This is a genomic window from Streptomyces blattellae, from assembly GCF_009709555.1.
GTDB classification, from domain to species: domain Bacteria; phylum Actinomycetota; class Actinomycetes; order Streptomycetales; family Streptomycetaceae; genus Streptomyces; species Streptomyces blattellae.
This window is the reverse complement of the sequence record NZ_WJBG01000161.1, coordinates 161,895-187,181: the sequence shown is the minus strand read 5'-3', so window position 1 is coordinate 187,181 and position 25,287 is coordinate 161,895. Positions and strand designations below refer to the sequence as shown.

The window sequence follows — 25,287 nt, the reverse complement described above, 5'->3', positions numbered from 1 at the left end:
GTCATGAGCCCCGGTGAGCCCACCGCGGTCATCACGGGTATCGGCGCCTGCCTTCCGCCCCGCGTCGTCGACAACGACGCGGTCATCGCACGCGGTGCCCTGCGCACGGACGACGCCTGGATCCGCGACCGCACCGGCATCGCGCGGCGCCGCCACGCCGATCCCGGCACCAGCACCGGTGACCTGGCGGTCGGCGCCGGCCGGGCGGCTCTGGAATCCGCGGGCGGTCCACAGCCCGACATGGTGCTGCTGGCCACCGGCACGCCCGACCATCCCTGCCCGGCCACCGCCCCCGCCGTCGCCCACCGCCTCGGCCTCGGAACCGTCCCCGCCTTCGACGTCTCCGCCGTGTGCTCGGGGTTCCTCTACGCGCTGGCCACCGCCACCGCCCTGGTGCGCGGCGGCGCCTGCACAACACCCCTGGTGATCGGGGCCGACACCTACACCACCATCGTCAACCCCTCGGACCGGACGGCTGCCCCCATCTTCGGCGACGGAGCCGGAGCCGTCCTGCTGCGCCCAGGCACCCGTGACCAGCCGGGAGCCGTCGTCTCCAGCGACCTCGGTGCCGACGGCAGCGGCAGCGACCTCATCACGATCCCCGGCGGCGGTTCCCGCCACCCCCGCCACCGGCCCTCGCCGACTGCGGACGCGCACTACTTCCACATGCAGGGCCGCGCCGTCTACGCCCATGCCGTCCGCCGCATGACCCGGTCCGCCACCATCGCACTGGATCAGGCTGGCTGGGCACCGCGGACGGTACGGGCCTTCATCGGCCACCAGGCCAACCAGCGCATTCTGGACTCCGTCGGCGACCGTCTCGGTATCGCGCCGGCGCAGCAGTACGGCAACATCCACGACGTCGGAAACACCGCCGCCGCTTCCATCCCCCTCGTCCTGGCCGACCCCACCGTGCACCAGGCGGTCACACCGGGCGAACGCTCCTTGCTCACCGCCTTCGGCGGCGGACTCACCTGGGCGTCCATCGCGCTCACCTGGCCATCCTGCGCACCCAGGACCACGGCACCGCCCACCGCCCCGGACACCACCGCCCTGCACACCTCCGACCTCTCAAGGAGCCACTCGTGGACCACGTCTACGACCACCTCGTGACCCTCCTCGGCGACAAGTTCGAGGTCGCCCCCGACCGCATCGGCCCCGACACCACCCTCGGCGACCTGGACCTGGACTCCCTCGCCGTGGTGGAACTCTTCGTCACCCTCCAGGAGGAGTGGAAGATCCCGCTCGACGACTCCACCGCCACCGCCGGCCTCACCGTCGGCGAAGTGGCCCGCTCGGTGGCCGGGCTCCTCGACGAAGCCGGCCGGAGCCGCGAGACGACGACACCGTGAACGACGAGATCGCCGTCACCGGCATCGGCCTGGTGACGGCGGGCGGTATCGGCACCGCGGCCACCTGGGAAGCAGTCCGCGCGGGACGGCCGACCGCGCGCACCGACCCTGCCCTGACCGGCGCACCCGTGAACCTGGCCTGCCGGGTACCGCCTTCGGAACCCGGGCGGGGCCGCCTGTGGCGCTTCGACCGCAGCACACGCTTCCTGCTGACCGCCGCCAGAGAAGCTCTCGCCTCCGCCCGGCTGGATCCGGCCGACTGGGACCCCGCCCGAGTGGCGGTGGTGGTCGGCACCGCGGCCGGCGGCATCGACACCCTCGAAACCCAGCACCACAAGCTGCTCACCACCGGTCCCGGGGCGCTCTCCCCCATGACGCTGCCCGCCTTCCTGCCCAACATGGCCGCCGGCCACCTCGCCCTCGAACTCGGCGTCACCGGCCCCTCCTTGCAGACCTCCACCGCCTGCGCCTCAGGAGCCACGGCCCTCATCACGGCCTGCCTGCTGCTGCGGGCAGGGGCCTGCGACATCGCCGTCACGGGTGGCACCGACGCCATGGTCACACCCCTGTGCGCCACCGCGTTCGCCAAGATGGGCGCCCTGTCCCGGCGCGGACACGACCCCGGCCGGGCCTCACGCCCGTTCGACAAGGACCGCGACGGCTTCGTCCTCGGCGAGGGGTCCGGCATGCTCGTACTGGAACGCAGACGGCACGCCGACGCCCGCGCCGCCCGGCCGCTCGCCCTCCTGGCAGGGCACGGCAGCACGAGCGACGCACACCACCCCACGGCGCCGCACCCCGAGGGGGCCGGGCTGCGGGCCGCGACCCGGACCGCTCTGGCCATGGCGGGAGCCGCCGCCGGCGATGTCGACCACATCAACGCCCACGGCACCAGCACCCCGCTCAACGACACCGTGGAAGCCACCGTGATCCGCGACCTCTACCCGCACCGGCACCCCACGGTCACCTCGGCCAAAGGGGTCCTCGGACACACCATGGGCGCCGCCGGGGCCATCGAGGCGGCCCTCACGGTCACCGGCATCACCCATGGAACGGCTCCGCCCACCGCCAATTTCACGACACCGGACGACACCACCTCCGGCATCGACATCGTCAGCGGGACAAGCCGCCGTCACCCCGTCCACCTCGCCCTCAGCCACTCCCTCGGCTTCGGCGGACACAACACCGTGCTCGCCTTCACGGCCGCCTGATCCGGGGGCGAACATGTGCCGCGTGCGGCACAGACCGATGCCCCGCGCGCCGCGTGCGCGGGCGCGGGCGCGCTGCGTCCTCGGACGTACGGGCGTCGGTGCGCACTTCGCGGCGGCATACGGAGTCGGCGTACCGCTACTGCCCTGCGACGTCGTCGCCCGCCGCCTCGGCGCCGCCCGCGCCACGCTCACGGCGGCCGACGAGAAGCGCTGATGCCACCTCAAGTGATCGAAGGCATCCGGTACCCCCGTGCCGGCCACTGCCCCAGGCGGGTCGCCGACGCGGCCTGTGTCGCTCATGCTGGAAAGAGAGCCACCCGGCTCCCCGATGTCACACCCGTGAAGAAGGCTCGGGGAACGCGACCGCGAAGGAGTTCCGCGGCGCACCAGGCGCCGCACCGTCACCATCCTCAAGACACTCCAAGGCTGACTGCCGCCGGACGAGACGTCCGCTGACGTCACACCGTGCAGGAGAGGAGGAGCCATGAAGGTCGGAGTGCTGACCGGCGGCGGCGACTGTCCCGGGCTCAACGCCGTGATCCGCAGCGTCGTCCGCAAGGGCGTCCAGACGTACGGCTTCGATTTCGTCGGCCTGCGGGACGGCTGGCGCGGTGCGCTCCAGGGCGATGTCGCGCCCCTGGACATCTCCAGCGTGCGGGGGATCCTCCCGCGCGGAGGAACCATCCTCGGTTCCTCCCGGACCAATCCGTTCAAGCACGAGGACGGCCTGCGGCGCATTCAGGACACCCTTGCCACGCACCAGGTCGACGCACTCGTCGTGATCGGCGGCGAGGACACCCTCGGGGCAGCGACCGAGCTGAGCCGTCAGGGGGTCCATCTGGTCGGCGTACCGAAGACCATCGACAACGACGTGCCCGGCACCGACTACACCTTCGGCTTCGACACGGCCGTCGGCATCGCGACGGAGGCCATCGACCGTCTCCACACCACCGCCGAGTCACATATGCGCACCCTGGTGGTGGAGGTGATGGGGCGGCACTCCGGGTGGATCGCCCTGCACGCCGGCGTGGCGGGCGGCGCCAACGTGATCCTCGTCCCTGAACGGCCGTTCGACATCGACCAGGTCTGCACATGGGTGAAGAACCGCTTCAAGATCAACTATGCGCCGATCGTCGTGGCGGCCGAGGGAGCCACCCCCAAGGAGGGGCAGATGGTCCTCAAGGACCAGTCGCTGGACGAGTACGGCCACGTGCGACTGTCCGGCATCGGCGAGTGGCTCGCCCAGGAGATCGAGGAACGCACCGGCACGGATGCCCGCACCACGGTCCTCGGTCACATCCAGCGCGGGGGCACGCCGAGCGCCTTCGACCGGTGGCTGGCCACACGCTTCGGGCTGCACGCCGTCGACGCGGTCAAGGACGGCGACTTCGGCACGATGATGGCTCTGCACGGCACCCAGATCGTCCGTGTTCCCCTTGCCGGTACCAGGGGGAGGACCAAGTTGGTGGATCCATCGCTGTACGACGAGTTCGAGGTGTTCTTCGGCTGATCCTCGTGTTCTTCGGCTGATTGTCGTGTTCTTCGGCTGATCCTCGTGTTCTTCGGCTGATTGTCGTGTTCTTCGGCTGATCCTCGCCACCGTCAGCCGTCGTGCGGCACGACCGCCACCGGACAGCGCGCGTGGTGCAGTACAGCGTGGGTCACCGGCCCCAGTCGGCCCTCGGCCGCCTGCGGGTCGGTGCGGCGGCCCACGACCAGCAGGTCCGCGTCCCGGGACGCGTTCAGAAGCGCCCGCGCGGGGTGGAGCAGGACGACCTCGGCGCGGATCGTCACCGCCGGATGCTTCTCCTGCCACGGGCGCAGGCCGTCGGACAGACCCAGGACCTCCTGATCCTCCCAGGTGGCACGGTCCTCCTCCGTCACGAACAGCGTCTGCGGAGAGACGGCCTCGGCGGGAAACGCCCATGCCTGTACCACCCGCAGAAGCGCCCCGCGCGCCTCGGCGGCGGTGAACGCGAAGTCCGCGACCTCGCCGGCCGGACGGTGTGCGTCGAAACCCACCACGACCTGGGCAGGAGCGTGTGCTCCCCACGTCCCGTCCCCGAGGACCCCGGCCGGCTTTTCGGGTACGAGCACGACGGGGCAAACGGCTGCCGCCGCCGTCCGAAGGGCCACCGAGCCGACAGCCAGTCCGTCGAAACCGCCAGAACCCCGTGCACCGGTCACGAGGACGCCGGCGCTGCGTGCCGCGGCAAGGAGTGCCATGTCCGGGGCGTCGGCGACCTGCTCACTCCGCACTTCGAGCTCCGGGTGGCGAGAGCTGAGCTCGATGATCGCCCGCTGGAGCATTCGCTCGCCCACGTGGTGCAGCGTTTGCGCGGCCGAGTCCGGGACGACATCGCCCGGAAGCGGTGGCGAGGCCTGCACGAGTCGCAGCGGAACACCGCGGATCTCCGCCTCCCGTGCTGCCCAGTCCGCTGCGGCCAGGCTGCGTTCGGATCCGTCGATACCCGCCAGCACAGGGTGACTCATCACGTCCTCCTTCGCCCGCCGCGCGCCGGAACAGGAACGCACGCGCCCGTTCCGACCCCTCTTCCACTGTTCCACGGTGAGCACCAGGAAGCTCCGGCGCAACGCGCTGATCAAGCCCGGGACGCCCCCGGCGCGACGGTCCGCGTCCCACTGACAGGGGCCGGCGAGGTCCTTCGGCTACCGGACCCTCGGCCTCGAACTCACCTACGACCCCGCAAAACAGCTCGTGCGGGCCGAGGCTCAGCTCGACCCGCACAAGTCGGGGATACGGTCAGTGTCCGAGGGGGGACTTGAACCCCCACGCCCGATAAAGGGCACTAGCACCTCAAGCTAGCGCGTCTGCCATTCCGCCACCCGGACTAGGTGTCTGCCGCCTTGACGGGGGTGTTCCCCGGGCGACACGGACAACAATACCAAGGTTTCGCAGTGCCCTTCACCTGCATATCCGCGGTGTGAGACCTGGCCGGAGGGCGGGGGCGCACCCCTGCCGGGCATCTCACCTTGGGTGGCTGTTCGGTTACGGTATGAGCTGGTACTCCGGGAAGTTCCCGGGCAGCCGCTCCCCCGTCGACCCTTGCGTCACCGCACGCACCAGCAGCTCACCGCCGACGAACGCGCCCCGCCAGGACGCGCCGAAGCCGCCGAAGAGTTCATCTCGGTCGCCGCGGGAGCGGGGTTTGCCGTGGCCGACCTTGAAGGCGCGGATCTGGGGGGCGAGACGGTCGAAGGTCGCCCGGTCGTCCGTGGACAGCGTGGCCACCAGCGCGCCGTTCGAGGCGTTCATCGCGGCCAGCAGCTCCGCCTCCGTGTCGACGAGGACGATGGTGTCGACCGGGCCGAACGGTTCCGCATGGTGCAGCGGCGAGGACGGGGGCGGGTTGAGGAGCGTGACCGGATGGACGTACGCCGCCGTGTCCTGGCCGGGCAGGAAGCGTGCGTCGGACAGCTTGCCGCGGTGCAGCGGTACGGCGCCGCGGTCGACGGCCTCGGCGACCTGGTCCTGCAGTTCCTTGGACTTGGCGGCGTTGATCAGCGGGCCGAAGTCCAGCCGCGGGTACGGGTCGTCCCGCTGTTCGACCGCGAGCGGGTGGCCGATCCGCAGGGTGCGGACCGCCGGGAGGTAGGCCGCCAGGAAGTCGTCGAACAGCTCACGCTGGACGACGAAGCGCGGGTACGCCGTGCAGCGCTGCTTGCCGTAGTCGAAGAGCTTGGGGACGACGGCCGTGAGTGCGTCCCAGTCCGAGTAGTTCCAGATGCCCCAGGTGTTGAGTCCTTCCTGTTCGAGTACGTGCCGCTTGCCGAGGTCGGCGACGGCGGTGGCCACGGCGGCGCCGGTGTCGCGGCCTCCGACGAAGGAGACGCAGCCGACCTCGGGCGCCCGCACCAGCGCCTCGGACAGCTCGCCCCCGCTGCCGCTGACGAGGGTGACGGGAATCCCTTCGCGGGCGGCGAGCGCACAGGCCAGGGTCAGACAGGCGACACCGCCGTCGGTCGGGGTCTTGGCGATGACCGCGTTGCCCGCCAGGGCCTGTACCAGTACTGCGTGAACGAGCACGCTCATCGGGTAGTTCCAGCTCGCGATGTTGGATACCGGGCCGTCCAGCGGGGCGCGGCCCTCGACCATCGGCTCGATGCCGTCGACGTACCAGCGCACCCCGTCGATCGCCCGGTCGACGTCCGCCTGCGCGAGCCGCCACGGCTTGCCGATCTCCCAGACGAGCAGGAGCGCGAGCAGTTCGCGGTGTGCGGTGAGCGCGTCGAGGGTGGCGGCGACGCGGGCGCACCGTTCGCCCAGGGGGATGTGGCGCCAGGCGCGATGCTGGTCGAGTGAGGCGCGTACGGCCTGGTGGGCGGTGGTGCGGTCGAGGCGTGGCGGGCCGGCGATCGGGCTGCCGTCGACGGGGCTGGTGGCGGGCAGGGCCCGGCCGTCCGCCTGCCAGGTGGAGTGCCAGAGGTTGAGGACGCGGTCGTCCCGGAAGGCCTCGGGGGCGGCGGTCAGGCAGCGCTGCCAGGCGTCGGTCCAGGAGGTGCCTGATTTGAGGGTGAGGGTGGTTGCCATCGGTTGCTCCGCTCTCGGTGCACAGTCGGGGGCGGTAGGACATGGCTGCGGAGGACGCTAAGCGCTCCGCTGGAAGTGCCGCGATGTGCCATCGGTCGTCTGCGGCGCCATCGTGGCTGATCGCGCAGTTCCCCGCGCCCCTTCGGGGCGCTTCGCAACCGCAGTGAACTTCGGCAGACCTGCTTAGCGAGGTACGGAAACTGCCGTAAGTGACTGCGCGGCGACCATGAGTGACGTCACTTCGCGCTTTCCAGCAGGGCCAGCACCAGCTGTGCCGTCTCGGTCGGTGTACTCCCGACCGAGACCCCGACCGCCTCCAGCGCTTCCTTCTTCGCCTGTGCGGTGCCCGACGAGCCGGACACGATCGCGCCCGCGTGCCCCATCGTCTTGCCCTCCGGTGCCGTGAAGCCCGCGATGTAGCCGACCACCGGCTTGGTGACCTGCTCGCGGATGTACGCGGCCGCGCGTTCCTCCGCGTCGCCGCCGATCTCCCCGATGAGGACGATCACTGCGGTGTCCGGGTCGTCCTCGAAGGCGGCGAGGCAGTCGATGTGCGTCGTCCCGATCACCGGGTCACCGCCGATGCCCACGCAGGTCGAGAAGCCGATGTCGCGGAGTTCGTACATGAGTTGGTAGGTGAGCGTGCCGGACTTGGACACCAGGCCGATGCGGCCCGGTTTGGTGATGTCGGCCGGGATGATGCCCGCGTTGGCCTGTCCGGGAGTGATCAGACCGGGGCAGTTGGGGCCCACGATGCGTGTACCGCGCGCCTTCGCGTACGCGGTGAAGGCGACGGAGTCGTGGACGGGGATGCCCTCGGTGATGACGACCGCGAGGCCGATCCCGGCGTCGGCGGCTTCGACGACGGCTGCCTTGGCGAAGGCGGGAGGCACGAAGACGACGGTGACGTCGGCGCCGGTCGCGTCCATGCCCTCGCGCACCGAGCCGAAGACGGGGACGGTCATGGGGGCACCTCCCAGGCCGTTCAGGCACTGGGGGACGTCGAAGTCGACGGTGCGGCCTGCCTTGCGCGGGTTGACGCCGCCGACGACATCGGTGCCGGCCGCGAGCATGCGCCGGGTGTGCTTCATGCCCTCGGCGCCCGTCATGCCCTGGACGAGGACCTTGCTCTTATTGGTGAGGTAGATCGCCATGTCCCGTCTCCTCAGGCTGCGTGGGCGAGTTCGGCGGCCTTGGCTGCGGCGCCGTCCATGGTGGTGGCCTGCTGGACCAGGGGGTGGGCGCGCTCGTCGAGGATCGCGCGCCCGCGTACGGCGTTGTTGCCGTCGAGCCGGACGACCAGCGGTTTGGTCAGCCGCACGGTGTCCAGGGCCTGCACGATGCCGTCGGCGACCGCGTCGCAGGCGGTGATCCCGCCGAAGACGTTGACGAAGACCGACGTCACGGCCGGGTCGGAGAGGATCACGGACAGTCCGTCGGCCATGATCTGGGCGGAGGCGCCACCGCCGATGTCGAGGAAGTTGGCGGGGCGGGCCCCGCAGCCGGCGACCACGTCGAGCGTCGACATGACCAGGCCGGCGCCGTTGCCGATGATGCCGACCTCGCCGTCCAGCTTGACGTAGTTGAGGCCCTTGGCGGCGGCCGTGGCCTCCAGGGGGTCGTCGTGCGCCGAGTGCTCATCGCCCCAGCGCGCCTGCCGGAAACGGGCGTTGTCGTCGAGGGTGACCTTGCCGTCCAGCGCCAGGATCCGGCCCTGTTCCGTCCGCACCAGCGGGTTGACCTCGACGAGGACCGCGTCCTCCCGGACCAGCACCTGCCACAGCCGTACGAGAACGTCGACGGTCTGCGGCGGCAGCCCCGCCGCCTCGGCGATCTGCGCGGCCTTCGCCGAGGTGACGCCCTCGGCCGGGTCGACGGGGACACGCGCCACGGCCTCGGGCCGGGTGGCGGCGACCTCCTCGATCTCCATGCCGCCCTCGGCGGAGGCGATCGCGAGGAAGCGGCCCGCCGCGCGGTCGAGGACGTAGGAGACGTAGAACTCGGTGTCGATGGCACCGGGTTCGATGGGCTGGGCCAGCATCACCGTGCCGACCGTGTGGCCCTTGATGTCCATGCCGAGGATCTGTCGTGCCGTGATCTCGGCGGCGGCCGGGTCCGCGGCGAGCTTGACGCCCCCGGCCTTGCCGCGCCCGCCCGTCTTCACCTGCGCCTTGACGACGACACGGCCGCCGAGCCTGCGGGCGATCTCGCGCGCCTCCTTGGACGAGGCGGTGACCTCGGCCCGCGGCACCAAGATGCCGTGCTCCTCGAAGAGTTCCCTTGCCTGGTGCTCGTACAGGTCCATTCCGGCTCCTGACGCTGGATTAGTCGGTCGCCCACGGGGCGCTCGATGCCGGTGCCGACAGCCCGACCGTGCTCGGACTGTCGGCTCCGCGCGCTCGGACTGTCGGCTCCGGCACGCCCCTCCGGCTTCCTCAAAAGTGCCGCACGCCCCCTGGACACCACCCACCGGATGCGGGATAACAAGCTTCATACAGTATTCGTCGACTGTATGCAATGTACCGCGAGAGCGCTCCAACCCCCTATGAAGGGACAGGACTTCGCCATGCCCGACGACACTCAGGACGTCATCTCCGGCGGTCACCTCGTCGCCAAAGCCCTGAAGGCCGAGGGGGTCGACCGCATCTACACCCTGTGCGGCGGCCACATCATCGACATCTACGACGGCTGCGTCGACGAGGGCATCGAGGTCGTCGACGTCCGTCACGAGCAGGTCGCCGCCCACGCCGCCGACGGCTACGCGCGCATCACCGGCAAGCCCGGCTGCGCGGTGGTCACCGCCGGACCCGGCACGACCGACGCCGTGACCGGTGTCGCCAACGCCTTCCGCGCGGAGTCCCCGATGCTGCTGATCGGCGGCCAAGGTGCCCTCACCCAGCACAAGATGGGGTCCCTCCAAGACCTGCCGCACGTCGACATGATGACGCCGATCACCAAGTTCGCCGCGGCCGTACCGGACACGGCGCGTGCCGCCGACATGGTGTCGATGGCGTTCCGCGAGTGCTACCACGGCGCACCCGGACCCTCCTTCCTGGAGATCCCGCGCGACGTGCTCGACGCCAAAGTGCCGGTGGAGAAGGCGCGTGTCCCGGAGCCCGGGGCCTACCGCGCCTCCACCCGCTCGGCCGGCGACCCCGACGCGATCGAGAGGCTCGCCGACCTGCTCGTGCACGCCGAGAAGCCGGCCATCCTGCTGGGCAGCCAGGTGTGGACGACCCGTGGCACCGAAGCGGCCATCGAGCTGGTCCGCACGCTGAACATCCCGGCGTACATGAACGGCGCAGGCCGCGGCACCCTGCCGCCCGGCGACCCGCACCACTTCCAGCTCTCCCGCCGGTACGCCTTCTCGGGCGCCGACGTCATCGTCATCGTCGGTACGCCGTTCGACTTCCGCATGGGCTACGGCAAGCGGCTGTCACCGGACGCGACCGTCGTGCAGATCGACCTCGACTACCGGACCGTCGGCAAGAACCGGGACATCGACCTCGGGATCGTCGGCGACGCCGGGCTGGTGCTGAAGTCGGTGACCGAGGCGGCCTCCGGGCACGCTTTCAATGGATACGGCAACGGGGGCGCGTCGAAGCGCAAGGAGTGGCTCGACGAGCTGCGCGCCGCCGAGCAGACCGCTCTTGAGAAGCGGCTGCCGAACCTGAAGTCGGACGCCTCGCCGATCCACCCCTACCGTCTGGTCAGCGAGATCAACGACTTCCTCACCGAGGACTCGATCTATATCGGCGACGGCGGCGACATCGTCACCTTCTCCGGACAGGTCGTGCAGCCCAAGTCCCCCGGGCACTGGATGGACCCGGGCCCGCTGGGCACGCTCGGCGTCGGTGTCCCCTTCGTGCTCGCGGCCAAGCAGGCGCGGCCCGACAAGGAGGTGGTGGCCCTCTTCGGCGACGGCGCCTTCTCCCTCACCGGCTGGGACTTCGAAACCCTCGTCCGGTACGACCTCCCCTTCGTCGGCATCGTCGGCAACAACTCCTCCATGAACCAGATCCGTTACGGCCAGGCCCAGAAGTACGGACTGGAGCGCGAGCGGGTCGGCAACACCCTCGGCGACGTCCACTACGACAAGTTCGCGCAGATGCTGGGCGGTTACGGCGAGGAGGTCCGCGACCCCGCCGACATCGGCCCGGCGCTCCGGCGGGCCCGTGAGTCGGGCAAGCCGTCGCTGATCAACGTCTGGGTCGACCCGGACGCGTACGCCCCCGGAACCATGAACCAGACGATGTACAAGTGAGGTGACCTCGGCATGACCAAGGCTCTCGAAGGCATCCGCGTCCTCGACATGACGCACGTCCAGTCCGGGCCCTCCGCCACCCAGCTGCTCGCCTGGCTGGGCGCGGACGTGGTCAAGCTGGAGGCGCCGACCGGTGACATCACGCGCAAGCAACTGCGCGACCTCCCGGACGTCGACTCCCTCTACTTCACGATGCTCAACTGCAACAAGCGGAGCATCACCCTCAACACCAAGACCGAGCGCGGCAAGGAGATCCTCACCGAGCTGATCCGGCGCTCGGACGTCATGGTCGAGAACTTCGGGCCGGGCGCGGTCGACCGAATGGGCTTCACCTGGGACCGCATCCAGGAGATCAATCCGCGGATCGTCTATGCCTCCATCAAGGGGTTCGGGGACGGGCCGTACACCAACTTCAAGGCCTACGAGGTCGTCGCGCAGGCCATGGGCGGGTCGATGTCGACCACCGGTTTCGAGGACGGGCCGCCGCTGGCGACGGGGGCCCAGATCGGGGACTCGGGGACGGGCGTGCACGCCGTGGCGGGGATTCTCGCGGCGCTTTTCCAGCGGGAGAACACCGGGCGTGGGCAGCGGGTCAACGTGGCCATGCAGCACGCTGTACTCAACCTGTGCCGGGTGAAGCTGAGGGACCAGCAACGCCTGGCACACGGGCCGCTTGCTGAATATCCGAACGACGACTTCGGCACGGAAGTTCCCCGATCGGGAAACGCATCCGGCGGCGGTCAGCCCGGCTGGGCGGTCAGGTGCGCGCCGGGCGGCCCGAACGACTACGTGTACGTGATCGTGCAGCCCGTCGGCTGGCAGCCGATCACCGAGCTCATCGGCCGGCCCGAACTGGCCGACGACCCCGAGTGGTCGAGCCCCGAGGCCCGGCTGCCCAAGCTCAACAAGATGTTCCAGCTGATCGAGGAGTGGTCCTCGACGCTGCCCAAGTGGGAGGTGCTGGAGAAGCTCAACGCGCACAACATCCCGTGCGGGCCGATCCTGTCCACCAGGGAGATCATCGAGGACCGGTCGCTGGTCGCCAACGACATGGTCGTGACGGTGCCGCACCCCGAGCGGGGCGAGTTCGTCACCGTCGGCAGCCCGCTCAAGCTCTCCGACTCGCCCGTCGAGGTGAGCAGTTCACCGCTGCTCGGCCAGCACAACGAAGAGGTCTACATCGGCGAGCTCGGCCTCGGCGACGAGGAGCTGCGCCTGCTCAAGTCGAACGGAGTGATCTGACGTGATGGCCGAAGACCGCCTCCTGAGGGTGCGCACGCTCCTCGACGCCGTGCGGGCCGAGGGACGCACCGCGCTGACCGCGCCCGAGGGGAAGGTGATCGCCGACGCGTACGGGATCGCCGTACCGGGCGAGGAACTGGCGACGGACGTCGAGGAGGCGGTGTCGTACGCGGCGCGCTTCGGCGGGCCCGTCGTGCTGAAGATCGTCTCTCCGGACATCCTGCACAAGACCGACGCCGGCGGTGTGATCGTCGGCGTCGAGGGGGCCACGGACGTAAGGGCCGCGTTCCACAAGATCATTGAGAACGCCCGCGTCTACGACGCCGATGCGCGCATCGAGGGCGTCCAGGTCCAGGAACTCCTCCCGCGGGGGCAGGAGGTCATCGTCGGAGCGGTGACCGACCCGACCTTCGGGAAGGTCGTCGCCTTCGGGCTCGGCGGTGTCCTGGTCGAGGTCCTCAAGGACGTCACCTTCCGCCTGGCGCCCGTCGACGCGGACGAGGCTCTGTCCATGCTCGACTCGATCCGGTCGGCCGAGATCCTGCACGGCGTGCGCGGGGCGCCGGCCGTGGACCGGTGGGCGATCGCGGAGCAGATCCGCCGGGTGTCCCAACTGGTCTCGGATTTCCCGGAGATCGCCGAGGTGGACCTCAACCCGGTGATCGCCACCCCGGACGGCGCGGTCGCCGCGGACATCCGGGTCATCCTCGCCGCGTCGCAGCCGCCGCCCCGGCGGACGTACACGCGCGACGAGATCCTCACCTCCATGCGCCGCCTGATGCAGCCCTCCTCGGTCGCCGTGATCGGCGCCTCCAACGAGCAGGGCAAGATCGGCAACTCGGTGATGCGCAACCTCATCGACGGCGGCTTCTCCGGGGAGATCCATCCGGTGAACCCCAAAGCCGATGACATTCTGGGCCGCAAGGCGCACAAGAGTGTCACGGACGTTCCCGGTGAGGTGGATGTGGCGGTCTTCGCGATCCCCGCCAAGTTCGTGGCCTCGGCGCTTGAGGAGGTGGGGCGCAAGAACATCCCCAACGCCGTCCTCATCCCCTCCGGCTTCGCGGAGACCGGTGAGCACGAACTCCAGGCCGAGATCGTGGCGATCGCCGAGCGGCACGGCGTCCGGCTGCTCGGGCCGAACATCTACGGCTACTACTCGACCTGGCAGGACCTGTGCGCCACGTTCTGCACGCCGTACGACGTCAAGGGCGGGGTAGCGCTGACCTCGCAGTCCGGCGGCATCGGGATGGCCATCCTGGGGTTCGCGCGCACCACGAAGACGGGTGTGTCGGCGATCGTCGGCCTCGGCAACAAGTCGGACCTGGACGAGGACGACCTGCTGACGTGGTTCGGCGAGGACCCGCACACCGAGTGCATCGCGATGCACCTGGAGGACCTCAAGGACGGGCGTGCCTTCGTCGAGGCCGCGCGGGCGACCGTACCGAAGAAGCCGGTCGTGGTCCTCAAGGCGGGGCGTACGGCGGCGGGCGCCAAGGCCGCCGGCTCGCACACCGGGGCGCTCGCGGGCGACGACGCCGTGTACGACGACATCCTGAGGCAGGCCGGTGTCATCCGGGCGCCCGGGCTCAACGAAATGCTGGAGTACGCGCGCGCGTTGCCGGTGCTTCCCGCTCCCCGGGGCGACAACGTCGTGATCATCACCGGGGCGGGCGGCAGCGGTGTGCTGCTGTCGGACGCGGTGACCGACAACGGGCTGACCCTGATGGAGATCCCGCCGGACCTGGACGAGGCCTTCCGGAAGTTCATCCCCCCCTTCGGGGCCGCGGGCAACCCGGTGGACATCACCGGGGGCGAGCCGCCGTCGACGTACGAGGCGACGATCCGGCTCGGCCTGGAGGATCCACGCATCCACGCGCTGGTCCTGGGCTACTGGCACACGATCGTCACCCCCCCGACGGTCTTCGCGGAGCTCACCGCGCGCGTGGTGGCCGAGTTCCGGGAGCGCGGCATCGAAAAGCCCGTCGTCGCCTCGCTCGCGGGTGACGTCGAGGTCGAGGAGGCCTGCCAGTACCTGTACGAGCGGGGGGTCGTGGCCTACCCGTACACCACCGAGAAGCCGGTGGCCGTGCTCGGCGCGAAGTATCGGTGGGCGCGTGCGGCAGGGGTCTTGTGATGGGGGGCCGGCGACGGCATCGGCCGGGGGGCCGGGGTGGCCCCCCGGCGAAACACCGCCCGGGGGCGCGTGCGGCGGGACGGTTGGGGGGCGGCGGCTGATGAGGTGAGGGAGCAGGGGCCGGCCGACGGTGCGCGTCGGCCGGCCCCGGGACCCGTGCGCACACGAAAGGCATTGGACAGGGGGCGCTGGCCAGAACTTTCGACGCAAGGGGTGCTTGAGGGACATGACAACCACCGACTACTCGACGTCCGTCCCTTACAGGGAGGTGGCGGACCGCAACGGCCGCGTGTACCGGATCGGCGAGACCGACCGGGACATCATGGGGCGGCCACGCTGGACCATGGTGCTCTTCCCCTGGATGGGCATGCTGGGCATCAGTTCCTCGGAGTACGCGTTCACGTCGGCCGAGGACACACTGCACGAGGCCCACCTGTGGAGCAGTGGGCACATCTTCTGGCTGATGGGCGTCTGGATCTTCTTCCAGGCCGCCGTCGCCTTCCCGGCCGGGCAACTGCGGGAGAGCGGAAAGCTGCCCGCGCGGTACGCGATGATGCTCGGCGCACTGGGCACGATCCTCGGATACATCTCGCTCGCGTACGCACCGCACGTCATCATCGCCTACCTCGGGTTCGGCGTGTGCAGCGGCATCGGCGCCGGCCTCGTCTACGCGACCTGCGTGAACATGGTCGGCAAGTGGTATCCGGAGCGCAAGGGCGGCAAGACCGGACTGGTCAACGGCGGTTTCGCCTACGGTTCGGTGCCCTTCGTGTTCCTGTTCACCTCGTACATGGATCTCGGCAACTACGAGGGCGTCCTGGTGATGGTGGGCCTCATCTGCTGCACCGTCGTGGCGTTCGCGGGGTGGTTCTTCAAGGACCCGCCGAAGAACTGGTGGCCGCCGCACGTCGACCCGCTGAAGCAGACCGACGACCCGAAGATCAAGCGGGCGCTGGAGAAGAACCCGCCGGCGGTGAAGCAGTACGCCCCCAGGGAAGCCGCACGTACCCCCCTGCTGTGGATGATGTGGTTCTGTCTGCTGTGCACGGCCGGGATCAACATCTTCGGCATCGCCTTCCAGGTGCCGTTCGGCGAGGACATGGGCTTCGAGGGCGGCATCGTGGCCACGGCGATGTCGCTGAAGGCGATCGTCAACGGCACCGGGCGCGGGGTCATCGGCTGGATCTCCGACCGCTACGGCCGCCGCAACACCCTGATCATCGTCTGCGTCGTGCTCGGCACGGCCCAGTTCGGCGTGCTGACGTCCGGCCAGATGGGCAACATGCCGTTTTTCCTGTTCTGCTCCATGGTCTCCGGCTTCGGCGGCGGCGCGATCTTCCCGCTGTTCGCGGCCATGACGGCGGACTACTTCGGCGAGAACAACAACGCCACCAACTACGGGATGGTCTACAGCTCGAAGCTCATCTCGGGTCTCGTGGGCTCCGGCGTCGGCTCCATCGTGGTCAGCGCGTGGGACTACGAGGGCGCGTTCGTCCTGGCCGGCTGCATCGGCCTGGGATCCGCAGTGCTGGCGCTCTTCCTCAAGGCCCCCGACAGGCCGCAGCCCCGTCGGCGCATCGTCCCCAACCCGCAGCCGCTCGGCGAGGAAATGGCGTGATATGACGGCAGAGCCCCACGCAGCACACAGCAAGTCAGCACACCCCGACGCCGCACACCGTCCCTACCGCGAAGTGACCGACGCCCACGGCCGCGTCTACCGCATCGGCGAGACCGACCGGGACATCCTCGGCCACTCCCGCAAGCTCATGGTGTATCTCCCGTGGATCGCCATGATGGCCATCAGCGTCTTCGAGTACGCGTACGGCTCCGCGGAGGACACTCTGTCCCACGCGCACGGCTGGACGCAGAGCAACACCTTCTGGATCCTCAGCGTGTGGGTCTTCTTCCAGGCCGGCATCGCCTTCCCGGCGGGCTGGCTGCGGGAGAAGGGCATCCTCACGGCCCGCGGGGCGATGTACATCGGCTCCTTCATGTGCCTCGCCGGTTTCCTCGCGCTGTCCCATCTGAGCAACGTCTGGCTCGCGATACCGGGCTTCGGTGTCGTCGGCGGCATCGGCGCGGGCCTGGTCTACGCGACCTGCATCAACATGGTCGGCAAGTGGTTCCCCGAACGGCGCGGCGCCCGCACCGGGTTCGTCAACGGGGGATTCGCGTACGGGTCGCTGCCGTTCATCTTCATCTTCAACTACGGCTTCGACACCGCGAACTACCACCGCGTCCTGGACCTCATCGGCTGCTACATCGTGATCGTGGTGTTCGGGTGCGCGTTCTTCTTCAAGGACCCGCCGAAGAACTGGTGGCCCGCGGAGGTGGATCCGCTGACGTTCTCCGGCGGCCGGCCGAACGCCGCCGGGCTCGCCAAGAACCCCCCTGCGGTGCAGCAGTACACACCGAAGGAGGCGATCAGGACGGGGATGCTGCCCCTGATGTGGATCTCCATCGTGATGACCGCGGGCGTGTCGATCTTCGGTATCTCCTTCCAGGTCGACTTCGCCAAGGAGGTCGGCTTCGGGCCGCTGGTCGCCGCCTCCTCGATGGGGGTCATGGCGGTCGTCAACGGCGTCGGACGCGGTGTGGTGGGCTGGCTGTCCGACAGATGGGGCCGCAAGCCCACCCTGGTGTTCGTCATCGTCGTCCTGGGCCTGGCCCAGTTCGGCGTGATCTGGGCCGGCGACATACGGAGCGAGGCGCTGTTCCTGTTCTTCGCCTTCCTCTCCGGTTTCGGCGGCGGCGCCTTCTATCCGCTCTTCGCGGCGCTCACCCCGGACTACTTCGGGGAGAACTACAACGCCACCAACTACGGCCTGGTCTACAGCGGCAAGCTGGTCAGCGGCCTGTTCGGCGGCGGCCTGGGCTCCATGGTGGTGGCGGCCTGGGGCTACAACGGCGCGTACGCCCTCGCCGGCGGCGTGTCGATGGCGGCGGCGGCACTTGCGCTGCTGCTGCGGCAGCCTGGCAGGGACGGCTGGGCTGCGACCGCGCACTGAAGGCGGTGCGCGGACGAGGCGGCCCCTCCCCCGGACCTCGGGAGGGGCCGCCTCGTGTGCGGAGTGTGCCGCTCAGCACTTCTCACGCAGTGAGTGCAGGTACGCGCTGGAGCGGCGGGCGAAGGTGAAGGACTCGGTCGGGTTGTCGTGTTCGGCCTGCCAGTGGTGGGCCAGTCGGTGGCCGCGCAGACGGGTCACGGCGGAGATGAACCGCTGGTAGTCGATGTCGCCGTCGCCGACGTCGACCATGCGGTAGCCGTACGGGTTCGACGGGTCGCTCTCGCCGTCCTTCACATGGAACAGCGGGTAGCGGTCGGGCTGCTTGAGTACGTAGTCCAGGGGCTCGAAGGGTGCGGGTGTGCCGTCGGGACGCTGGGAGAAGCGGAACTGGCCCGAGTAGGCCCAGTAGATGTCCATCTCCAGGAAGACGAGGTCCGGGTCGGTCTCGGCGAGCAGTACGTCGTAGAGGCGGACGCCGGGGTTGTCGCTGGCGAAGGAGAACTCCTCGGAGTGGTTGTGCTGGTAGAACTTCATGCCGCGTGCCTTCGCGGCGGCCCCGTATGCGTTGAACTCCTCGGCCGCGCGCTTCCAGGCGTCGACCGTCGAGCCGTAGCGGAACGGGCCCGAGGCGGTGCCGATGTGCTTGAGGCCGAGGGCCTGGGCGTCGTCGAGGACCTTGGTGAGGTTCTGCGCGAAGGTGTAGGCGTTCGGGTCGCTGGAGTAGTAGCCGACGTGGCTGCCGATCGGGTTCAGACCGTGGTTCCTCGCCAGCCGCTTGAGCTGGGCGAGCGTGATCGGGCCCGCCGAGCCCTGGGTGTATCCGGCGAACTCGACCTCGTCGTAGCCGTACTTCTCCAGTTCGGCGAAGACGGCGGCGAAGCCGAGGGTGGAGACCTTGTCGCGGAGGCTGTAGAGCTGGATGCCCAGGCGGCCGGGGGGCAGGACGGGGCGGCCGCGCCGCTGGGCGCCGGCTGTCGCGTCGGTGGCGGCGACGGCGGGGGTGGAGGCGGCGCCGAGCAGGGCCGCGGCGGTGGCGCCGGCGGCCACGCCGAGCATGCCTCGTCTGCTGAGGCGGTGGGCCAGTTCGGGGTCGTGCGCCTTGCTGGATCGGGCGGTGCGAGGTGTGCGGCTCATGCGGAACTCCTGGTGATGGGAGGGCGTTGTCAGTGGTGAGTGCTTCACTTGTGACCAGTCGGACCTGAGGGGGTGCACCCCTCAGGCGAGTCCGGCGAGTTGGAGCAGGAGCGACTTCACATCGGTGGCCGCGACGCGGTCACCGACAGCGCGGGGGGTGGAGCAGATGAGGAGCGGACCGTCGTCGTCGCTCGCCGGGAGGCGGCCGTGGCTGCCGCGAATAGGTGAGGGATCAAGGGGCACGACCGCCATGCGGTAGCGCATGCCGAGTTTCTTGCGGGCCAGGGCGGTGGCCGCCTTGACCTTCACATAGGGGTCGAGCGGGTCCATGAAGAGTTCGACCGGGTCGTAGCCGGGTTTGCGGTGGATCTCGACCAGCTGCGCGAAGTCGGGCGCGCGGTCGTCGTCAAGCCAGTAGTAGTACGTGAACCAGGCGTCCGGCGCCGCCACGGCGACCAGCTCGCCGGAGCGCGGATGGTCGAGGTGATGGGCCTTCTTGCCCTCGTCGTCGAGGAGTTGCTCAAGGCCGGGCAGCCCGTCGAGCGCGGCCCGGGTCGCGTCGAGGTCCTCCGGGCGGCGTACGTAGACGTGGGCGATCTGGTGGTCGGCGACGGCGAAGGAGCGTGAGGCCATCGGGTCGAGGTATTCCATGCCGTCCTGCGTGTGTACTTCGAGCAGTCCTGCGCGGCGCAGTGCGCGGTTGATGTCGACCGGGCGGCTCACGCGGGTGATGCCGTACTCGGACAGCGCGACGACGGTACGCCCTTCGGCGCGCGCGTCGGCCAGGAGCGGGGCCAGGGCCGCGTCCAGGTCGGTGGCCGCCTTGAGCGAGCGCGGGTCGTCGGGGCCGAAGCGCTGCAGGTCGTAGTCGAGATGAGGGAGGTAGCAGAGCGTCAGGTCGGGGTGCCTGGTGCGCATGACGTGGCGGGTCGCGTCGATGATCCAGCGGCTGGAGACCAGGTCCGCGCCGGGTCCCCAGAAGTGGAAGAGGGGGAAGGTGCCGAGTTTCTCGGTGAGTTCGTCGTGCAGGGCCGGGGGCCGGGTGTAGCAGTCGGGTTCCTTGCGGCCGTCGGCGTAGTAGATCGGACGGGGGGTGACGGTGATGTCGGTGTCGGCGCCCATGGCGTACCACCAGCAGATGTTGGCGACCGTGTAGCCGGGGTGCGCGCGGCGGGCGGCGTCCCAGAGTCTGTCCCCGGTGACCAGGCCGTTGTGCTGCCGCCACAGCAGGACGTCGCCGAGTTCGCGGAAGTACCAGCCGTTGCCGACGATGCCGTGTTCGGACGGGTGGGTGCCGGTGAGGAAGGTGGACTGGGCGGCGCAGGTGACGGCCGGCAGGACGGTGCCGAGAGGCGCGCGGGAACCGGACCGGGCGAGCGTCTTGAGGTGGGGCATGTGGTCCAGCAGGCGGGGGGTGAGGCCGACGACGTCGAGGACGAGGAGCGGAGTGGGCCCTTCGGATCGGGTCATGGCAGTTCCTTCAGGCCGAGGTCCGTCAACAGGTCGCGGGCGAGGGTGAGTTCGGCTGCGATGCCGTCGGCGAGCTGGGCCCGGCCGCGGGGCCGCAGCTCGGGCGGGAGGGCCTGCCAGGTGTATGTCTCGACTTCGAGGTGGCTGGTGAGCGGGTGGGGGCCGCCGACCAGGCGGGTCAGTGCGCACTTGAGCACGGGGAGTGTGGAGGTGAGGGGCGCGGCGGGGGCCGCGTGCAGCGGGACGTGGAAGTGCGCGCGCCAGGGGGCGGCGTCGGGGAGGGTGTCGCCCTTGAGGGCCTCGCCGAGGTCGTCGGTGCCGCGCAGGCCGGCGGCGATGGGAGCCCCTCCCGGTCGAACGGAGTGGAGAGTGGGGGACGTGCGGGTCTGGTGCAGGAAGCGGGGTTCGTCGAAGGCGGCGAGGGCCGCTCGGACTTCGGGGAGGTGGGGGTGTTCGGCGTGCAGGGCGGCGGAGAGCTGGGACTTGACGACGGGGATGCGGGCTTCGGTGAGGACGTCGAGGGCGGTGTGCGGGTCTTCGAAGGAGGTGGCGAGGTGGCAGGTGTCGACGCAGATGCCGATACGGTCGTGGGCGATCTCGGTCAGCGGGGCGAGGGCGTCGGCGGTGGTCTCGACGACGCAGCCGGGTTCCGGCTCCAGGCCGACGCGGATGGAACGGCCGGTCAACTCGTGCAGGGCGTCGAGGCGTTCGGCGAGCGCGAGCAAGGCGGTGCGCGCTGTAGCGGTGCGTTCCTCGGTGGCGGCGGTGCGCCAGGCCAGGGGCAGCGTGGAGATGCTGCCTTCGATGACATCGTCCGGGAGCAGCGTGGCGAGGACGCGGGCCAGGGCCGAGGTGTGGTCGAGACGTTCGGGGTCGGCCCAGTCCGGCTTGTAGACGCGGTACTTGACCTCTTCGGCGCCGAAGCCTTCATAGGGGAAGCCATTGAGGGTGACGACTTCCAGGCCGCGGCGGTCGAGTTCGGTGCGCAGCCGGCGCAGTGCGGACGGGTCGGTGACGAGGGCGTGGGCGGCGTCCTTGGCGAGCCAGAGGCCGATGCCGAGGCGGTCGCGGCCGAGGCGGCGGCGGACGGGTTCGCAGTGGTCGCGGAGTTGCGCGAGGACTCCGTCGAGGGTTTCGGCGGGGTGGACGTTGGTGCAGTACGCGAGGTGGACGGTGGAGCCGTCGGGGTGGCGGAAGCGCATCGCTCACTCCCCGCCGCGCAGGATGGAGTTGCCCTCGTGGGTGGTGGCCTCGGTCTCGGCGACATCGAGGACGAGTCGTCCGCTGAGGCCGTAGAAGGCGACGGGGTTGCGCCACAGCACCCGGTCGACGTCGTCCTGCGTGAACCCCTCGGCCAGCATCAGGTCGGCGACCTTGCGGGTCTTCAGGGGATCGCTGCGGCCCCAGTCCGCGGCGGAGTTCACCAGGACCTGCTCGGGGCCGTACTGCTGGAGGATGGCCACCATCCGCTGCTCGTCCATCTTGGTTTCGGGATAGACGGAGAAACCCAGCCAGCAACCGCTGTCCTTCGCCTCCTTGACGGTGGTCTCGTTGAGGTGGTCGACCAGGACGCGTTCCGGGGGCAGTGCGGACTCCCGGACGACGTCGAGGGTGCGGCGCAGGCCGGCGAGCTTGTCGCGGTGCGGGGTGTGCACCAGCGCGGGCAGTTCGTGGTCGGCGGCAAGTTGGAGCTGGGCGGCGAGCGCGGTGTCCTCGGCGGGGGTCATGGAGTCGTAGCCGATCTCGCCGACGGCCACGACCTGGTCCTTGACGAGATAGCGGGGCAGTTCGTCGAGGACGGGGACACAGCGCGGATCGTTCGCCTCCTTGGGGTTGAGGGCGAGCGTGCAGTGGTGGGCGATGCCGTACTGGGCCGCGCGGAAGGGCTCCCAGCCGAGGAGGGAGTCGAAGTAGTCGAGGAAGGTGGCGGGAGAGGTGCGGGGCTGGCCCAGCCAGAAGGACGGCTCGACGACGGCGCGGACACCGGCCGCGTGCATGGCCTGGTAGTCGTCGGTGGTCCGTGACGTCATGTGGATGTGGGGATCGAAGATGCGCATCAGGACTCCTTGCCGTGGGGGTCGGCCGCTGAGTGCCGTGGAGGTCCTGGCTCGGTCAGGGCCAGGACGCGGTGCAGGTCCTGCGGTACGGGACGGCCCGCGGCGGTGCGTTCGGCCGCGTAGTCGCCGAGCATGCGGGCGAGTTCGGCGTCGGCGTGGGCGCGGCGTTCCAGGTCGGCCACCTCGGCGACCGGCACACCGGTGAAGAGGCACTTCAGGACGGCGTGCCGCCAGTGGTGAGGGGTGAGGTGCCGGGCGGCGTACGGGCCGACTGCGGCGGCGAGGAGGCGGGTGTCGTTGGTGCGCAGGGCGTCCTCGACGAGTGGGAGGGCGTCCGGGCCCGGCAGGAGGTGGGGCAGGGCGTGCAGGACGGCTCGGCGTTCGGCGGCGGTGCCCTGGGAGTAGACCCGGGTGAGGGCGTCCATGTCCGCGTGGGCCGCGTGCAGGATCAGGACGCGGGCGGCGTCGGCGTGGTCGCTTCCGCAGCGGCGGCCGGCCTCGGCGAGGCGCAGCTCCCATACGGAGATGGGGCCGTGTATGCCGGGATGGGCGGCGGCCTCGTCGAGAGCCTGGTCCAGCCAGGCCCGGGCGGCACCGGCGAGGCGGGCGGTGAGGTGGCGTTGCAGCTCGTCCACCGGGGTGAGGGCGAGCGCGGTGCCGCCCGGGATGCCGGCCGCGGGGGTTTCCGGCGCGGCGTGCGGTTGCGTCATGGGGTGCTCCCTTCAGGGGTGGCGGAGGGCTCGCCGTGGGGCGGTGCGACGGGCGGGGTGGGCTGTGCGGCTGCGTGCTGGAGGAAGGGAAGGGAGAGTTCGGCGTGGTGTGGGCCCGCGTGGGAGTGGCGGGGGAGTTCGACGACGGTCAGGCCCTGGTAGCCGGTGGCGGCGAGGGCGGCGAGTACCGGCGGGAAGTCGATCTCGCCGTCTCCGAAAGGGAGGTGTTCGTGGATGCCGCGGCGCATGTCCTCGATCTGGACGTGCCGGAGCCAGGGGGCGGCGGCGCGTACGCAGTCGGCGGGTGGCAGGGGCTCCAGGCACTGGCAGTGGCCGATGTCGAGGGTCAGGCCCAGGTGCTGGGCGTCACCGAAGGTCTCCCGGAGACGGTGGAAGTCGGCGACGGTGGCGAGGAGGTGGCCCGGTTCGGGTTCGACGGCGAGCGGGACGTCGTGGCTGGTGGCGGCGGACAGAACCGGTTCGAGCGACTCGGCCAGCCGCTTCCACGCGGTGTCCGTGTCCGTTCCGGCCGGGGTGATCCCGCTGAAGCAGTGGACCGCGTGCGCGCCCAGGTCGGCGGCGACCCGAACGGCGCGGATCAACAGGTCGGCCCGGCACGCTCGGTCCACCGGATCGGCGTCCAGCAGAGACGGGCCGTGCTTGCGACGCGGATCGAGCACATAGCGGGCCCCGGTCTCCACGGTGACGTCCAGCCCGAGCGCATCCAGCCGCTGCGCGACCCGGCGGATGCGGGCGGCGAGGTCGGACGCCATCGGGTCGAGATGCATGTGATCGAGGGTCAGGCCGACACCGTCGTAGCCGAGGTCGGCGAGCAGGGCGAGGGCGTCGTCGAGACGGAGGTCGGCGAGACCGTTCGTTCCGTAGCCGAAGCGGAGCGGGCTGCCGCCGCTAGCCGGGGTGGTTACCGGGGTGTTCCCGGGGAGGCGGGAGGCCTGGCTCATGTGATGGTGACCTTCCGTGCGAACCTGCGGGCGAGCGGGGCCAGGGCGGCGGTCAGCAGGGCGGTGACGGGGGCGCCGGAGCGGGCGGCGAGGGTGGCCTGGAGGGGGATCATCGCGCGGATGCCGCCGGAGACGGCGCGTTGGGTGAGAGGGGGTGACGGGTTGAGCGTGGCGTGGAAGTAGGGGCGGGCCGTGGTGGCCAGGTAGGCCGTGGTGAGGGCTGTGGGAAGGGGGTTCTGGTTGGCCGTGGCCGTGGAGGCCGGCATGCCGTGGGTGCGGGCGTCTTCTCGGGCTGTCGCGGTCCTGAGGTGGGGGCGGCCGGTGTGGGCGTGGGACTCCGCCGACGGCTCCGCGGCGGCGTGACTGGGGCTCGGGCGGGTCAGCAGTCGTGACAGCACCGCAGTCGTGGCCAGCGCTGCCATCGGGACCAGGTGTGAACCGCCCCGCGTCTCCTGGCGGGAGACGGTCGTGACCGCGAGGGTGTGAGTGCCGAGGACGGCGGCGGACGGGAGGGCCTCGCGGATGCGGCCGGCGGTCGCCGCGGCGCCGAGGAGGACGTCCAGGCCGCGGGCCAGGGCCATGGCGGGCGGGCCTGCGGGGGTGTGCTTCGCGGCGAGGTCGTAGGCCCAGACGGTCGCCGCGAGCGGCACCGCGACCGCGAGGGCGGGGCGGCCGGCGCGGGCGGCCAGGGCAAGCCCTCCGGTTGTGAAGGCGCAGGCCGCCGTGAAAGCCGCGGTGGGGTGGACGCGGCCGGAGGGGAGGGGGCGGTGCGGGCGTTCCACGGCGTCCTCGGCCCTGTCCGCCCAGTCGTTGAGGGCCATGCCGGCCTCGTACAGACAGAGGGAGGAGCCGATGGCGAGCAGAGTGCGGCGGTTGAGGCGCCCGCCGGTCGCGGCGGCGCCTGCAAGGGCATCGCCGGGCACCGTGAACAGGGCCGGGAGACGCAGAAGTTCGGCCCAGGCGTGCGCACGGCTCGGGGTGGCGGCAGGGGTGCGGGCCTGGCGCGGCGTCAGGTCGGTGCGTGCACCAACCCGCCGCGCGGCCTCGCCAGGACCGACGCCGCCCCGGCCCTCGGCCTCGACGTCACCGGTCGCGGCACCACCGGCCTCGACGCCGCCGGCCTCGACACGGCCCGAACCGTCCCCCCACGCAGCCCGATCTCCCATCCCCCCGTCACCCACCACACGC

The 25,287-nt window shown here is 70.6% G+C and carries 21 protein-coding genes and 1 tRNA gene; 10 read left to right on the top strand and 12 right to left on the bottom strand.

The features are described 5' to 3' along the window. Positions 1–3: 3 nt before the first annotated feature. The 5 genes from GFH49_RS20265 to GFH49_RS20245 all read left to right on the top strand — a co-directional run bounded on the left by GFH49_RS20265 (position 4) and on the right by GFH49_RS20245 (position 4,073). Positions 4–1,113 carry a beta-ketoacyl-ACP synthase III gene (locus GFH49_RS20265; RefSeq protein WP_155057499.1) on the top strand — a complete coding sequence of 370 codons (1,110 nt, stop codon included), beginning with the start codon at positions 4–6 and terminating at the stop codon, positions 1,111–1,113. After that, a complete protein-coding gene (locus GFH49_RS20260) occupies positions 1,086–1,352 on the top strand; it encodes an acyl carrier protein (RefSeq protein ID WP_155057498.1) in 267 nt (88 codons plus the stop codon). Before GFH49_RS20265 ends, GFH49_RS20260 begins: the two co-directional genes overlap by 28 nt. Continuing rightward, complete coding sequence (locus tag GFH49_RS20255) at positions 1,349–2,563, top strand: beta-ketoacyl-[acyl-carrier-protein] synthase family protein (protein WP_155057497.1); 1,215 nt, start codon at positions 1,349–1,351, stop codon at positions 2,561–2,563. The genes GFH49_RS20260 and GFH49_RS20255 overlap by 4 nt, the downstream gene beginning before the upstream one ends. 22 nt (positions 2,564–2,585) lie before the next feature. Further along, the gene (locus GFH49_RS20250) at positions 2,586–2,777 is read left to right on the top strand and encodes a hypothetical protein (protein ID WP_155057496.1); all 192 of its coding nucleotides are present in this window, start codon (positions 2,586–2,588) and stop codon (positions 2,775–2,777) included. A gap of 270 nt (positions 2,778–3,047) precedes the next feature. Beyond that, positions 3,048–4,073, top strand: coding sequence for a 6-phosphofructokinase (locus GFH49_RS20245; protein WP_155057495.1), 1,026 nt, complete (start codon positions 3,048–3,050; stop codon positions 4,071–4,073). 92 nt (positions 4,074–4,165) lie between these two features. Here GFH49_RS20245 and GFH49_RS20240 read toward each other — a convergent pair whose 3' ends face one another. From GFH49_RS20240 to sucC, 5 genes are all read right to left on the bottom strand, one after another. Then, positions 4,166–5,056 carry a universal stress protein gene (locus GFH49_RS20240; protein ID WP_155057494.1) on the bottom strand — a complete coding sequence of 297 codons (891 nt, stop codon included), beginning with the start codon at positions 5,054–5,056 and terminating at the stop codon, positions 4,166–4,168. A gap of 275 nt (positions 5,057–5,331) precedes the next feature. Continuing rightward, a tRNA-Leu gene (locus GFH49_RS20235) sits at positions 5,332–5,416 on the bottom strand. Positions 5,417–5,573: 157 nt separating this feature from the next. Beyond that, positions 5,574–7,115 (bottom strand): aldehyde dehydrogenase family protein, encoded by a 1,542-nt coding sequence (locus GFH49_RS20230; protein ID WP_155057493.1) that lies wholly within the window; start codon positions 7,113–7,115, stop codon positions 5,574–5,576. 236 nt (positions 7,116–7,351) lie between these two features. Then, entirely contained in the window at positions 7,352–8,269 is a 918-nt protein-coding gene (sucD, locus tag GFH49_RS20225) for a succinate--CoA ligase subunit alpha (protein WP_155057492.1), read from the bottom strand. Positions 8,270–8,280: 11 nt separating this feature from the next. Then, entirely contained in the window at positions 8,281–9,420 is a 1,140-nt protein-coding gene (sucC, locus tag GFH49_RS20220; RefSeq protein ID WP_155057491.1) for an ADP-forming succinate--CoA ligase subunit beta, read from the bottom strand. Positions 9,421–9,681: 261 nt separating this feature from the next. Here sucC and GFH49_RS20215 point away from each other — a divergent pair, with 261 nt between their 5' ends. From GFH49_RS20215 to GFH49_RS20195, 5 genes are all read left to right on the top strand, one after another. Next, positions 9,682–11,379, top strand: a complete 1,698-nt coding sequence (locus GFH49_RS20215; protein ID WP_155057490.1) for a thiamine pyrophosphate-binding protein — start codon at positions 9,682–9,684, stop codon at positions 11,377–11,379. A gap of 12 nt (positions 11,380–11,391) precedes the next feature. After that, positions 11,392–12,621, top strand: a complete 1,230-nt coding sequence (frc, locus tag GFH49_RS20210) for a formyl-CoA transferase (RefSeq protein WP_155057489.1) — start codon at positions 11,392–11,394, stop codon at positions 12,619–12,621. Between the two features lie 4 nt (positions 12,622–12,625). Continuing rightward, entirely contained in the window at positions 12,626–14,758 is a 2,133-nt protein-coding gene (locus tag GFH49_RS20205) for an acetate--CoA ligase family protein (RefSeq protein WP_155057488.1), read from the top strand. Between the two features lie 226 nt (positions 14,759–14,984). Next, positions 14,985–16,376 (top strand): OFA family MFS transporter, encoded by a 1,392-nt coding sequence (locus GFH49_RS20200; RefSeq protein WP_155057487.1) that lies wholly within the window; start codon positions 14,985–14,987, stop codon positions 16,374–16,376. A gap of 1 nt (position 16,377) precedes the next feature. Next, positions 16,378–17,766, top strand: a complete 1,389-nt coding sequence (locus GFH49_RS20195; RefSeq protein WP_155057486.1) for an OFA family MFS transporter — start codon at positions 16,378–16,380, stop codon at positions 17,764–17,766. 72 nt (positions 17,767–17,838) lie between these two features. On the opposite strand, the gene GFH49_RS20190 is transcribed toward GFH49_RS20195, so the two are convergent. The 7 genes from GFH49_RS20190 to GFH49_RS20160 all read right to left on the bottom strand — a co-directional run bounded on the left by GFH49_RS20190 (position 17,839) and on the right by GFH49_RS20160 (position 25,265). Further along, positions 17,839–18,900: a sugar phosphate isomerase/epimerase family protein gene (locus GFH49_RS20190; protein ID WP_155057485.1), complete on the bottom strand. Its 1,062-nt coding sequence runs from the start codon at positions 18,898–18,900 to the stop codon at positions 17,839–17,841. 81 nt (positions 18,901–18,981) lie between these two features. After that, positions 18,982–20,370, bottom strand: a complete 1,389-nt coding sequence (locus GFH49_RS20185) for an alkaline phosphatase family protein (protein WP_155057484.1) — start codon at positions 20,368–20,370, stop codon at positions 18,982–18,984. Beyond that, positions 20,367–21,572: a metabolite traffic protein EboE gene (gene eboE, locus GFH49_RS20180; RefSeq protein WP_155057483.1), complete on the bottom strand. Its 1,206-nt coding sequence runs from the start codon at positions 21,570–21,572 to the stop codon at positions 20,367–20,369. Before eboE ends, GFH49_RS20185 begins: the two co-directional genes overlap by 4 nt. A 3-nt stretch (positions 21,573–21,575) precedes the next feature. After that, positions 21,576–22,427, bottom strand: coding sequence for a TatD family hydrolase (locus GFH49_RS20175; protein WP_196218058.1), 852 nt, complete (start codon positions 22,425–22,427; stop codon positions 21,576–21,578). After that, on the bottom strand, positions 22,427–23,137 hold the full coding sequence (locus GFH49_RS20170) for an EboA domain-containing protein (RefSeq protein ID WP_155057482.1): 711 nt from the start codon (positions 23,135–23,137) through the stop codon (positions 22,427–22,429). The genes GFH49_RS20175 and GFH49_RS20170 overlap by 1 nt, the downstream gene beginning before the upstream one ends. Beyond that, on the bottom strand, positions 23,134–24,099 hold the full coding sequence (locus GFH49_RS20165) for a sugar phosphate isomerase/epimerase family protein (RefSeq protein WP_155057481.1): 966 nt from the start codon (positions 24,097–24,099) through the stop codon (positions 23,134–23,136). The genes GFH49_RS20170 and GFH49_RS20165 overlap by 4 nt, the downstream gene beginning before the upstream one ends. Next, positions 24,096–25,265, bottom strand: coding sequence for an SCO3242 family prenyltransferase (locus GFH49_RS20160; protein ID WP_155057480.1), 1,170 nt, complete (start codon positions 25,263–25,265; stop codon positions 24,096–24,098). The genes GFH49_RS20165 and GFH49_RS20160 overlap by 4 nt, the downstream gene beginning before the upstream one ends. Between the last annotated feature and the right edge of the window lie 22 nt (positions 25,266–25,287).